This is a genomic window from Nostoc sp., assembly GCF_036917415.1.
Taxonomy (GTDB): Bacteria; Cyanobacteriota; Cyanobacteriia; order Cyanobacteriales; family Nostocaceae; genus Nostoc.
The window spans coordinates 1-12,695 of sequence record NZ_JBALDJ010000062.1; the positions used below are offsets into that span (position 1 = coordinate 1).

11 protein-coding genes are annotated in these 12,695 nt (G+C 42.1%); 6 read left to right on the top strand and 5 right to left on the bottom strand.

From position 1 onward, the window contains the following. The 4 genes from V7K41_RS12095 to V7K41_RS12110 form a co-directional block, all read right to left on the bottom strand. On the bottom strand, positions 1–1,844 hold a 1,844-nt coding region (locus V7K41_RS12095), incomplete at its 3' end, for an AAA-like domain-containing protein (RefSeq protein ID WP_334848385.1). After that, positions 1,837–3,372, bottom strand: a complete 1,536-nt coding sequence (locus V7K41_RS12100) for an AAA-like domain-containing protein (protein ID WP_334848388.1) — start codon at positions 3,370–3,372, stop codon at positions 1,837–1,839. The genes V7K41_RS12095 and V7K41_RS12100, both read right to left, overlap by 8 nt. 889 nt (positions 3,373–4,261) lie before the next feature. After that, positions 4,262–4,861 carry a hypothetical protein gene (locus tag V7K41_RS12105; protein WP_334848391.1) on the bottom strand — a complete coding sequence of 200 codons (600 nt, stop codon included), beginning with the start codon at positions 4,859–4,861 and terminating at the stop codon, positions 4,262–4,264. Positions 4,862–4,991: 130 nt separating this feature from the next. Further along, on the bottom strand, positions 4,992–5,528 hold the full coding sequence (locus V7K41_RS12110) for a DUF6658 family protein (RefSeq protein WP_334848392.1): 537 nt from the start codon (positions 5,526–5,528) through the stop codon (positions 4,992–4,994). A 341-nt stretch (positions 5,529–5,869) separates the two neighbouring features. On the opposite strand from V7K41_RS12110, the gene V7K41_RS12115 reads away from it, so the two are divergent. After that, positions 5,870–6,790 (top strand): lysylphosphatidylglycerol synthase transmembrane domain-containing protein, encoded by a 921-nt coding sequence (locus V7K41_RS12115; RefSeq protein WP_334848394.1) that lies wholly within the window; start codon positions 5,870–5,872, stop codon positions 6,788–6,790. A gap of 12 nt (positions 6,791–6,802) precedes the next feature. Here the strand turns inward: V7K41_RS12115 and V7K41_RS12120 are convergent, their stop codons facing one another. Then, positions 6,803–8,125, bottom strand: coding sequence for a hypothetical protein (locus V7K41_RS12120; RefSeq protein WP_334848395.1), 1,323 nt, complete (start codon positions 8,123–8,125; stop codon positions 6,803–6,805). A 1,120-nt stretch (positions 8,126–9,245) separates the two neighbouring features. On the opposite strand from V7K41_RS12120, the gene ndhL reads away from it, so the two are divergent. From ndhL to V7K41_RS12145, 5 genes are all read left to right on the top strand, one after another. Continuing rightward, a complete protein-coding gene (gene ndhL, locus V7K41_RS12125; protein ID WP_094347179.1) occupies positions 9,246–9,458 on the top strand; it encodes an NAD(P)H-quinone oxidoreductase subunit L in 213 nt (70 codons plus the stop codon). Positions 9,459–9,482: 24 nt separating this feature from the next. Beyond that, the gene (locus tag V7K41_RS12130; RefSeq protein ID WP_334848397.1) at positions 9,483–9,794 is read left to right on the top strand and encodes a DUF3007 family protein; all 312 of its coding nucleotides are present in this window, start codon (positions 9,483–9,485) and stop codon (positions 9,792–9,794) included. A 108-nt stretch (positions 9,795–9,902) separates the two neighbouring features. Then, a complete protein-coding gene (gene trpA, locus V7K41_RS12135; protein WP_334848398.1) occupies positions 9,903–10,730 on the top strand; it encodes a tryptophan synthase subunit alpha in 828 nt (275 codons plus the stop codon). A gap of 235 nt (positions 10,731–10,965) precedes the next feature. Then, positions 10,966–11,631, top strand: a complete 666-nt coding sequence (locus V7K41_RS12140; protein WP_334848400.1) for a heterocyst differentiation related protein — start codon at positions 10,966–10,968, stop codon at positions 11,629–11,631. A gap of 322 nt (positions 11,632–11,953) precedes the next feature. After that, on the top strand, positions 11,954–12,658 hold the full coding sequence (locus V7K41_RS12145; protein ID WP_334848402.1) for a hypothetical protein: 705 nt from the start codon (positions 11,954–11,956) through the stop codon (positions 12,656–12,658). The last annotated feature ends 37 nt before the right edge of the window (positions 12,659–12,695 follow it).

Sequence of the window (12,695 nt, forward strand, 5' to 3'; positions counted from 1 at the left end):
TTGCCATCGGGGCTGAATGCCACGCTAAAGACAGAACTGCTATGCCCTTTGAGGGTTTTCAACTCTTGCCCGGCTAAATTCCACAATTTGACTGTGTTGTCATAACTGCCAGAGGCGATGGTTTTGCCATCGGGGCTGAATGCCACGCTAAAGACAGAACTGCTATGCCCTTTGAGGGTTTTCAACTCTTGCCCGGCTAAATTCCACAATTTGACTGTGTTGTCATAACTGCCAGAGGCGATGGTTTTGCCATCGGGGCTGAATGCCACGCTAAAGACAGAACTGCTATGCCCTTTGAGGGTTTTCAACTCTTGCCCGGCTAAATTCCACAATTTGACTGTGTTGTCAGAACTGCCAGAGGCGATGGTTTTGCCATCGGGGCTGAATGCCACGCTTCTGACATAACTGCTATGCCCTTCTAGTCGGTTATGTTCTTTGATACTGTAAAATGACTTTTGCAGGGTGGTAATTACCCGCATTCGAGTTTCTGGATCTACATCTTTGCCTAATTTCTTCACTTGTTGCCCGCTCTTCAAGCCCTCTATTAACGCCTCAATATTTAAATCGGAAGCTTGCATACTGTCTGCCGTTAAAGCTTGGGCAATAATATCGGCATTTTCTTTCTGTTTTTCTGCCTCATGGGTGCGGTCAAAAGCGTACCACGTCAATCCTGTCATTGCCAGGGAAAATACAGACAGAGTGGCAATTAAAGGTAAAGCAGGCCGGAGACGCTGCCAGAGATTTTCAGGAAAATGTTCCCGAATCCAGCGCTCATCAAATACCTGCCGATAAATGGGATTGCGGACAGCTAAAGCGTTTCCTTCTCGACGCACTGCACCAGACAACTTCAGGTGAGATTTGGCTAAAGACTGCTCCTCATCAACAATCTTCCGCTTACCACGGCGGATGTCGCGGTAAATAGACAACACCTCCTTCTCAAAACCATGAGGTGCGCGTTTAGTCAACATATCGCGGACAAACTGCAAGTTATTATCTTGCTCACTCATCACGCCAAAAAATGTGCTGCTAACTATTTTGTCTACATCTACAGACGCGATGAATCGCGTCTCTACAAATTCTCGACTCTCTGCTAATAAAGCACCACAGAGACGCTGGGTTAAATATGGGTGTCCGCCTGTCCACTTTAAAACCCAGCGTAATACCTGCTTGGCTTCATCGCTGGATAATCCCAATCCTTCAGCTAAAGGTAAAGCTTCCTCAAAGGTAAAATCAGTTAAATCTACACGTTGTCCAATATTAAATGGTGTGCGCTTGGCATCGCTGATTAAATCGCCAGGAGTTGCTACCCCCATTAAGACAAAAGAAAGCCGCCCAAATTCCGGATTAGTAGCACGGGCAACATAGAGATAACGAATTGCGATAAAAAAATCATCGGTAAAATCCAGGCTAAGGGTAGAGTCAATTTCATCCACAAAAATTACAACTTGCCCCTTAACCTCAGCCAGCAAAACTCTCTCAAAAAACTGTGTCAGCCGTTGCGATACTCCTAGATGCTCGTGTTCTTGCCACCAACTCACCACATCTGTATCAAACATCAGTTGGTCTTCTAGTTTGACCAAAAAGCCAAAATACCACTGTTCGGCTGTGACATTTGCCCCCAATTCCTGAAGGTCAACAATTACCGAGCGAATTCCTTTGTCCCTTAATTTTTCTGCCGTGCGTACCATCAGGCTAGACTTACCCATTTGGCGCGGCGTAAGAACATAGGCGAAAGTTGCTGACTCACACAGACTGAGCAATTCTTCATCGGCTTGACGAGGAATATAAATGCCACCGCCAGCCTGTACAGTTCCCCCAACAGTGTAAATGGTTGGATCAGCCACGAAGATGCTCCCGGAAATACTCGGTGTAAAGTTGACAACGAGGAAACACTACACGCCCTTCTCGGCGTACCAAACCTGCACCCCGCAAGCGGAAAAAGATGCGCTCATCTTCACAGGTATTCTGGCGAATTATTTGGAACATACCCTGAACCAACTCCTGTTTGTTATGCAGACGGAAAAGGTGGTTACGTAGATGATTGCCAAAGGGGCCATTATCTGCGATCGCATTGGCAAATAGTTCGGTAGGATAGAGGCGATCGCTAGCAACTGAGTAGAGTGCAAGGCGTACTAAATAAGGATGTCCACCTAGCAACGCGATTAATTGCTTTTCTTCGCTAGCGTTGAAGGGTGAACCATGACGGCGGTTTAAATCAGCAACCTGTGCTGCTGTAAAGTCCTCTAAATCAATAACTAGCCCAACATTAAAGGGAGATTGGTTAAGATTATCAATTAGCTGGTAGGGTTCAGTGGAAGTAACCAGCGCTAAATCCAGTTGCTTCCAGATGGGAGTAGTGGCGCGGCTATTGTGCCAGCTTCGCAGCATTCCAAAGAAATCAGAGCGAAAATCAGTATCAAAAACCCTTTCCACCTCATCCATCGCTAAGACAATGGGGTTGCCAAACTCTTTGAGCAAATAGCGCCCGACGTAGCGAGTGCAACGCTGACTATTGCCCAAAGGCATATTCCAATACTCATCAACTTTATCAGTCATTTCCAGTTCATCGGTTAACCAAGTACAGAACTGGCGAAAGAAAAGGTCAGCATTAGTTAAGGCGGCTTTGTCAAACAATTGGAAATCCAGCAAAGCAACCCGCTTTCCCGCATTCACAGCAGTATGAATTGTGCGGATTAACAGGGAACTTTTGCCCATTTGCCGGGGGCCTTTAATTGTAATTGTCACACCTTGCCGCTGAATAGTTTGCAAAGTAAGTGGATCAGATGAGCGTTCTACGTAAAAAGTAGATTGCGATTCCATTGTCCCTTCGGGCATTTCCAGGGAGACAGGTTGTGCTGAAGGAAACGGATGGGGTAGGAGTGACGGCTCACTTATTTGGAGTAAATCTGCTTTCGATTTTTCTTCACTGATAGCCAATGCACCGCCAGAGACAGCCTGCAACAACTCTGCAATCAGGCGCGGCGTATCTTCTGCATCTTTCCAGAACGCCCAGTTAATCCCATTTAAGTAAGCACTCAAGGGATACACAAACGGTTCTTGATACGCCAGACGCACCGGGAGAATTATCGGGCGTCCCGACTGGGATTTTGCTAAGTGGTGTGCTGTCTCTATCTCTGCCACCACCATCTCGCTGTTGGTTGACAAAGCCGAAAGGAAAGTAATCAGAAAATCAGCTTGGCGGATTTCTGCTTCAATACGTTCAGCCCAATGTGTGCCAACGGACATTGTTTGGTCGATAAAAACTTTGTGCTGTTGCGATAGCGCCTGGAAGACTTGCACCGCCACCGGTTCATCGGGGCTAGCATTACGCTTGTAGCTGATGAAGATGCGTTTAGCCTGTGAGTTTAACATTACTATTAACCTTGTCTTCCTTCAGCTTTTTGAGTGGAAAAGTTTGTCTAGTTGCGAGTCAATTTTGTACAGAAGTTGGGTAATTCTGTGCTTGGTCATCCAAGGGCAGTGTTTCCCTATTTCGAGGATTAGCTAAACGAATTAAGATGTTATTCACAGCGCAATCAATTAGTTACACTCTACTACAGTGCAGTTGCAGGCAATTACCGACAGCACAAAAAAATTGCTCACGGAGTTCAAACACTCATTAACGGAGTTCAAATACTCGTCAAGGGAGCTAAAAGACTCATTAACGGAGTTCAAGTCTTCGTTTACAATCTTCAAGTATTGGTGACACCCCCAAAAACAGGTAAGTTGTCAAGGGGTACAAAATATTTATTGTCATTAGACTTCTTGCATGAATCCTTGCCCTCACCCTAAATCCCTCTCCCAAGCTTGGGAGAGGGACTTTAAAATTGACTCCCCTTCTTCCAAAATTGGGAGAAGGGGTTGGGGGATGAGGGCAAGTTTTGCATTCGTGCAAGAGGTCTATTGTAAGCGGAGCGAAGCAATCCCAGTCTTCATGAGATTGCTTTGCTCCCAGGACTTACGCACTGGTAAGGGAAAATCAAACCGCAGAGGACGCAGAGGACACGGAGAAATAAGAGTTTCAGAGAGTTTTTGCGTAAGTCCTAGCCCCGTATCCTTCTCTACGTTCGCGGAGTATGTCGTAGACAGAGGCTGCAACAACGGGAACACTAAGGGCGAACGCAATGACAAATCAGCACTGCGTAAGTCCTGCCTACTTAAAACTAAAACAAAGCCTGTCTACGCAGGCTTTGTTTAGGTAGCCCCAAACTCAAGGTCTGTGGGCGCTTTCAGATTTTTTCAACAGATTGAATAACTAATTTCAATCAACGTCTCTAACTGTCTTCTTCACTGCGTTACCTGCATCTTCGGCTGTGCGCTTAACATTTTTACCAGCATCCTCAGCTCCACGCTGAACATTTGTCGTTACGTCTTCAGCAGCATTCTGGGTATTACCCTTGATATTTTCAATTCCTCGCTGAGTCCCCTTAACAACACCTTCGCGCAATTCATTAACTGAACTGCCGATATCATCACCCAGATTTTTCCCTCTTTGACCCAAGGGTGTACCTTCCTTAAAATTGCGGATATATTCCCCTGGACTGTTAACCCCTTTCTGGTCAATGTTCTTTTGAGCATTTTTTGCCAACGCATCAGCTCTGTCATTAGCTGCCTTTTCATCTGTTGCTCTGGGATCTACATCACTAAAGTTATTCATCCCACCAGTAGGAGAATTCAGAGGATAATCCTTTGTAGAATCATATCGCTCGATATTAGGTGCTTGAGCACCAGGTTGTGGTGGCTGTGTTGCTATTCCTGGAGCACCACAAGCTTGTGTCAGAAATAAGAATATTCCTGCTAAAAAAACAGTTAAAACTTTTAAGGGACGAATGTTTTTCAGCCAATTCATTGCTTTTTTCATAGTTCTCACTCCTTGCATTTTTGTGACTAAGTTAAACTTCAACCAAGATAGCATTTGGAATTAATTTTACATCCTAAACATTCAGACAAAATAAAACTTTTATCTATCTAAATGCTGCATTTGGTTGTAATTAAGGTCTTGCTTTAGCTTCATCTGGCTTGTTTTTCAAAAAGCCGGAAGCTTCTTCAACAGCCTCTTTTACAGTCTCAAGACGATCTTTAACCCGATCTCCTACATTTGATTCATTCTGAATCAAACCACCGGGTTCAGGTTGTCGGAAGTCTTTATCTGTGATGAGCGGCAGTTCTGCTTCTTTCTCGACTCGACCTGCTGGTGTCTCGCCACCAGGATAAAGTATCTCAGATTCTCTATTTGTAGCAATCAACAATTGCGAACTTGGTTGTAAGCTAGCTTGGTCGCGTCCCTGATTGGCTTTTGGGTTTGTTATTTTCGGATCGGTGGACATATTGTTGTTGGTATAATTGTCTCCACCATTCTTATAAGGATTGTTTGCTCCGCCAGCTTGTACAGCAGGATTTTGTGGATTTGCACCTTGAGCATTTGCTCCAGTACAAGCAGTGCTAACTATCAACATTAGTCCAGCTAAAAAGATAGTTAATATCTGGCGCAATCTTATTTTTTTCAAGAATACTCTCACCGCGTTCACGTAGTCCTCCTTACCAAAATATTAATAAGCTAATAGTTTGCTGAATTATTGGATTAGTCAGCAACTTATTGTGCTTGTGTTGCTTCCCTGACTTTTGATAACCTCTATTAAGGATATGAATAATAAAATTAACTGTACCTCTAGCGCAGGCCACATTTTTATTATTAATAATAAAATATTTTTATCTAACTGTAGAGAGATATAAAATAAAATAATATCGTATTTAAAAAAAAACTACATAAACCTGTTTAATACTTCAAAAGCTTTGGATAGGTAGCTGATGCACTGTAATAGTTGAGGCATTCAGCCCTTGTTGCTCTAACCGTTAAATTACTAAATTAATGAAGCAATTTTTACGCTGGATAATTTTGGGGGGAACGCTGTTTTTTTTAGGGAAAGCTCTGAAGGATAATTGGATTGAGGTAACTGCTATCCGCATTGATGATGTAGGATGGGCAATTATAGCGATCGCTACAGGGGTAACATTACTAGCTCATACTTGGGCAGGCTGGATCTGGACTTGGATTTTGCAAGAGTTAAATCAACCTGTATCATCTCCCCAATTCATCCAAGTTTACCTAAAAACGAACATAGCTAAGTATTTACCAGGTAATATCTGGCATCACTACGGGCGAATTGTCGCCGCCAAAAATGCCAATATTCCTACTGGTGCAGCCACCTTAAGCGTTTTGCTGGAACCGTTACTCATGCTAGCGGCTGCTTTAATCGTTATTGTCTTATGCAGTAGCCAATTTGCAGCAGCGAATACTACCCTTGTTATCCAAATACTACAATTTCTGAGTTTAGCTGTAGTCCTTTGTGCAATTCATCCCTGGTTTTTAAACCCAGTTATTCGTTTTTTGTACAAATTAAAAGCAAAAAAGTCTGTTGCTACCACTCAACCAACTATTCCCTTCAGTCTTAAAAGCTACCCTTTACGCCCTTTGTTAGGAGAAGTGGGCTTTATGGGATTACGCGCCACTGGGTTTATACTAACTATGTTCGCTCTGGGTTCGTTGAATGCGAATCAAATTCCTTTGTTATTCGGGGCTTTTAGTTGTGCTTGGTTGTTGGGGTTTGTTATACCGGGTGCGCCTGGTGGGTTAGGTGTATTTGAAGCGACTGCGTATGAACTTTTACGACACCACTTTCCAGCTGCCTTAGTATTTAGTGCGATCGCTCTATATCGCCTCATTAGTATTCTAGCTGAAACTGCTGGTGCTGCCCTAGCTTGGTTAGACGAATGCGTTGCTAAATCATAAATCAGGCAAAACTTATTTTTGTCTATCTACCTTCATCTGTGAAAACACACGATAACTATCCAGATTTAATTGCTGATTACTGCTTTGTTTTTCTTCTTCTATCTTAATCAAGTTATATTCTACATTTTCTGCATAAATGGCGAATGTGATATTAAAAATCTCGATAAAATTTATTACTCCCTTGCATTCCTCTTCTGAATATTTTTCGTAAAAACGAATTAGATTAGCAATCCGAGTTTCTAAATGTCTCCGGGAATTTCTACAAATTAAAATAATCTTTAATAGTATAATTACCAATGTCAGAGCATGACCTTGATTAATTAATAAAATAAATAATTGTGAAGGCTCTTTAGCATTCTCTATTGTAAAGTAATCAATCACTCGATTACAGGTTCTTAAAAACAATTCTTTAGTGATAATTTCTTGATTATAATCCTTCTTCCATAAAGATAAACTATGTACAAAATGCTGCCGCCAAGTCTCGACTGATTCTTGACTTTCTACAGAAATAAATAGATATTTTTCCAGATTTATTTTAAATTCTTCCAGAGTTTGTTTTTCAGTTTGCTTAATGAATATATGGGCGATATTTTCATGACTAAATACACCTCTTTTTAAGACAATTGCTTTTATTAAACGCAGAGCTTGGTCTCCTAAAATACTGGGATTTGTGTAGCGTGTTGTGCTTGAGACGGCAGACTGAGAACGAGCAATATACATTGCTAGTTCAAACTTAAATTTGTCTTTCATCTGTTTAGAAAGCCTTCTAGCAGCCTCTTGTTGCTCTCTGGGATTCCTCTCATTAAGAGATTGATCAATTAATAAATACGAAGTATAGCGATTAGCCCAATGACCTTTAGATGATTCATCATATTTAGTAGCAAATAATTTCAGATCCTTGTAATCTTTACTATTGACAAAATTCTCTAGCCAGCTTTTACAAGTTTTTACTAATGGAGGATTATTGGTCTTTATCTTCAGATTTTCATTAACAAATAAATTAACTAATTCTTGGATATATTTGTCTTTTCGGTTGGTTTTCCAATTATTAACTATGATATAGCAACACCGCTTAAGGGTGTTATATAATTCCTGTTCATTATCATCTAAGAAAATCCTATATATTCCAGGTATATAATCGGAATTTTCTGAATCAAGACCATCTATAAATAAACCTTTAAATTCTCGTAAAACATCCTCTGGTGGCAATTTATTGACAATTTCCACAAAGAAGCTATAAACCTCGTCTTGGGCAGTTTGCACATCTAATTGTCTAGAGTTAGACGTAACACAATGGGGATTTTCCTGACTAATTGATAAACGATTAGGGGTCATTTCAGTTATCAGGACAAAAAGGCTTCCTGTTCATATTATTACCAGCTTAACCTTGGTAAACAGGAGCATCAATCTATTCTTCAGAAATTCAGTCATCTTTTTACACAAATTTGATTAATTAGGACTCTAAATAAAGTATTAAAGACAAATTGTTTAATCCTTCATCAAATAGTTCAGTGAAATTACTTACTTATAAGCCGAAAAGACCATACATATATGGATATGGGCGAGTTTATCTCTAGATTAGATACAACCCGCCCATACCTTCTATCGAAGCTTTTCGGTATTTTAAATTTTTAGTGGGGGTGGAGGGACTTGAACCCACACGACCTTTTACGGTCAACGGATTTTCATTCTCCCGCAGTTTTCACTGCTACCTGATGACAATAGCCAGCTCAGATTTTGAGAATTGGACTCTACCTTTACCCTCGACTTAACGTTAGGGTAGCTCCCGTCGAGTCTCTGCACCTTCCGAACAGTTAATGAGTTAGGAGTTAGGAGTTATGAGTTTTAAATTTACTCAGCACTCAACACTCATGACTCAGGACTTTTTTCGGCTTGGCTCAGGATTGCCATGTCTGTGAACAGATTTAGGTTTCCCTGAGTTTGAGAGCTTCCACTTGAGGGATTTCTCCTTCAAGGCTCAATTATTTAAGTCCGTAGCGTCTACCATTCCGCCACACCCCCGCAGGTGTTTGGCAACTAGTATAACTAGTCATTTTCTAGAGGTAGCAAATACCTCCTCATCTATTCCACCATCAATTGTGTCTTTTGTCCAACTAGATTGAAAATATTTTTTTCAGATTGGGCGATCGCTTAAGAGATTTGGAAGTTTTCTTGCTTTTCTCGTAATCAATCTGGATGAGTTTTCGATCTTGTTTGACTAGAGCATTTGTTTGCTAGTGGATTCACATAATAGCATGATATTAGCTTTTGTCATGAAATCCGTTGAATCACCCACAGTAAAAGTACTCCAGCCCGCCAAAGCTGGGCTTTCGCATCCTTAGTTAGCGGTTTCGAGGAATTCTGGCGCAGTTGTGTTGAAAGCATTATGACTATACTTCTCTGAGTCTGTCTCTTCAGCCTATGATGGAAAACAGATGCTTAAGACTTGAAAGTTATGATTGTCGCCCTGCTATATCTGATTTTGGCTGGAGCTTACCTTCTAGTAATCCCCATTGCTGTCTTACTGTACCTGAAGCAGCGTTGGTATGTAGCTAGCTCCATTGAGCGTGTCTTTATGTACTTTTTGGTGTTTTTCTTCTTTCCGGGTCTGTTGGTTCTATCGCCGTTTGCAAATTTCCGACCCCAACGGCGACAAGTTCAAGTTTAACGAGATTGGTAGGTCATAACTCTCATGCGACGGATTGACGCTATTGGAATTGGCTTGGGTGTTTTTATTGCCGGCGGCTTGGCATACTTGGGATTGCAGCTAGTTGGTTTGGATAATCAGAAAGCTGGTATATGGAGCCAAGTCTTACTAGTCAGTGGGTTAGTTGGCTGGCTGACCACCTATTTTTTCCGTGCGGTGGGACAAAAAATGACCTACCACCAACAGCGGGAACAGTATGAGCAAGACTTTCTGCAAAAGCGGCTAGACGAGCTTACTCCCGAAGAACTAGCACGAATTCAAGCCGAAATAGAACAAGAAGAGCAATCTCAGGTGTAAAGTTATCATTGGTCAGTTGTTATTTGTCCTTTGTCATTAGTCATTTGTCCTTTACTAATGACCAATGACTAATGACCAATGACCAATGACCAATGACCACTGACTAAAATGACTGCGATTTCTGATTGCTTTGAAACCCTTGGGCACAATCGTGAGTGCGCTCTGATTCCGTTTATCACCGCTGGCGATCCAGATTTAGAAACAACAGCAAAAGCCTTGCACGTTCTAGATCGTAGTGGAGCCGACATTATAGAATTGGGTATACCCTATTCCGATCCTTTAGCTGATGGGCCAGTCATTCAAGCTGCTGCTACCCGCGCCTTACAAAGGGGTACGAAGTTAGAGCAGGTGCTAGAAATGCTGCAAGGGATTATTCCCAAATTGCGATCGCCTATTGTTCTGTTCATCTATTACAACTCAATTTTGCACCGGGGGATTGAAAAATTTCTTGGGCAAATTGCTGCTGCTGGGGTCGCAGGATTGGTAATACCTGATTTACCTTTAGAGGAAGCAGCAGGCTTGCTCCAATCAGCTAGTGAGATGGGAATTGACGTAATCTTGTTGATAGCTCCCACCAGTTCTGCTGAACGGATCGAAGCGATCGCTCGTTCTTCCCAAGGATTTATTTATTTAGTCAGCGTCACTGGAGTAACAGGGGTGCGATCGCAACTGGAAAACCGCGTGTCTGATTTACTCCAACAAATTCGTAGTGTTACTGATAAGCCCATCGGTGTAGGCTTTGGCATCTCCGAACCTGCTCAAGCCCTTCAGGTAAAGGAATGGGGCGCAGATGCAGCGATCGTGGGTAGCGCTGTTGTCAAACGGTTAGCCGAAGGGACACCAGAGCAGGGACTTTCGGCGATCGCCGAATTTTGCCAAAGTCTCAAGGCAGCCATCAAGCCGACCAACACCAGCACAAATACTCCTCTTGATTAGACGGAGAAAGTAGATTAAAAATGATAACAGTGTAGTTTTTCTATCCTTATTTGGTAGACAATTTGACCATTATGGTCTTGAATATTAACATCAGATACGATCGTGTAAAAAAACTAGCTGATAGAGTCGCTTATAGTTTGAGTATTATGTGAAATCAAGTAGGCATAATTTATGAGTGTGAGAGTGAGTCAGTCAAAAATGATTATAGTTACGTCGCGATCGAGGAGCAAAGGCGATGAGTGAGAGTATGGCATTTATCGGCGGGGTTGCCGTAGCTGGGCTGGCGGCTCTCGTATTGCTCAAAGGAACAAATACCCCCCTACAACCTAACTTCGCTGTTGCTCCACAAATCCCAGGTGTAGTCACACCCCAAGGAATGCAGCCACAAATGTATCCTTACGGGCCTTATGGGCAACCAATGTATCCCAATCAGGTTCAGCCACCGACTGGTACTAATACTGACCAGCGCGTAGAGATGGAGAAGCTGAACACGCAGATGCAGCTGGAGCGTTTAAAAAACGACAATGAACAGCTGAAGGTGCAAAATCAACAACTCCAGGGCCAAGTCCAAAATTTCAATACTCAGCAACAGTGGCAATTAGCGCAGCAAAATAACCAACAAAAAGCAGCAGCAACATTCCAGCCGCAAAATTCTTGGTTGTCTTCACCCATGCTCTGGGCTGTGGGAGGCGCAACTCTCACTATTGGTGGTGGTGTTGTCGTCGCTGGGGTATTGGCTTTATTCTCACCACGGCAGCGTCCAGCCCGGACTGTACAAGTTATTCACCCCTACCAAGGAAATACGCCGCCCTTGGTTCCAGTCCGTCGTGCTGAGTTTTTGCCTGCTTCGCGGATGGAAGCAAGACGAGTTGAAGCCCCAGAATACGACGAAATGCAATAATAGGAAATATTTATTAGTAGAAGTAGCAACTACTACAATTGTGGGTAAGTGTAAGTAAAAAATGTTGGACAAAAGCATTTAGGTGAAAAATATACAGGGTAGCACTGTGAAATTATCACCTAGATGTTTTTCTTTTACGTAAATTATTAATCATTCAAAAACAGTCGTTTGAAGTTCAAAGGGATTAGGAAAATTGTCAATCTTAAAGCTGGGATGAATTTTTTGGAAAATTTTTATGGTTTGCATGAAGACTAAATATAAATGTTGCAAAAGTTACTAATATAGCGGAGGAAATCTACGTTAGTAACAACACTTAGTTTGTATGAAAAGGTTACATCTGGTTGCTAGCATAACAGCAATTCTTGCTTTGTTAAGCCTTGACACGCAACAGGTAAAGGCTATTACAATTTTCACTTCACGTACTGATTGGAACACTGCTGTATCAAAAAGCAACACATTCAGTGAAGATTTTGAAAGTTTTACTTCTGATACAGAATTCCGAACCACCCCTGTTGACGTTGGAGAGTTCACACTCATGCAAGTCGGCAATAATACTTTATTCCGCAACTTGATTGAGGTGTCACCTTTCGAGTTCAATGACAATAATGGTACAAATCATGCCTCAGTATTCACTGATTTTGGGGCTACCAAAGTAGACTTAAGTTTAAATACTCCAGTTTTTGGATGGGGAGCAGATTTTTTTGCTGCAAATGATGGAGAAGGACTGAATTTAGACCTTGTGTTGGATATAGGTGGAGTTTTGGACACCATTCCAGTAACAGTCAACGATGGCTTTTTTGGGTTTGTCACTAATCGTGTAGAAGACATTCGCAAAGTTACTTTCGTGTCACGAACTAACAATTCAGGAGGAGAAGGTTTTGGATTGGACAATGTGACTGGGGCAATATCTCAGGGACGAACCATACCTGAACCTGCTTCTGGATTAGGTTTATTAGCGTTTGGCGCTTTAGGTTTTGGTTCACTATTGAAGTCCAAACAGCAGTATAAAGTCAGAGCGAAAGTGTAAACTAACAACGTTAGTATAGTTTCCACAGTTTCCTTGT

Coding starts and splice junctions, on each gene's coding strand:
- V7K41_RS12130 (WP_334848397.1), top strand. CDS start 9,483: ATGCGACGGATTGACGCTATTGGAATTGGCTTGGGTGTTTTTATTGCC.
- V7K41_RS12100 (WP_334848388.1), bottom strand. CDS start 3,372: ATGTTAAACTCACAGGCTAAACGCATCTTCATCAGCTACAAGCGTAAT.
- V7K41_RS12105 (WP_334848391.1), bottom strand. CDS start 4,861: ATGAAAAAAGCAATGAATTGGCTGAAAAACATTCGTCCCTTAAAAGTT.
- V7K41_RS12115 (WP_334848394.1), top strand. CDS start 5,870: ATGAAGCAATTTTTACGCTGGATAATTTTGGGGGGAACGCTGTTTTTT.
- trpA (WP_334848398.1), top strand. CDS start 9,903: ATGACTGCGATTTCTGATTGCTTTGAAACCCTTGGGCACAATCGTGAG.
- V7K41_RS12140 (WP_334848400.1), top strand. CDS start 10,966: ATGAGTGAGAGTATGGCATTTATCGGCGGGGTTGCCGTAGCTGGGCTG.
- ndhL (WP_094347179.1), top strand. CDS start 9,246: ATGATTGTCGCCCTGCTATATCTGATTTTGGCTGGAGCTTACCTTCTA.
- V7K41_RS12145 (WP_334848402.1), top strand. CDS start 11,954: ATGAAAAGGTTACATCTGGTTGCTAGCATAACAGCAATTCTTGCTTTG.
- V7K41_RS12120 (WP_334848395.1), bottom strand. CDS start 8,125: ATGACCCCTAATCGTTTATCAATTAGTCAGGAAAATCCCCATTGTGTT.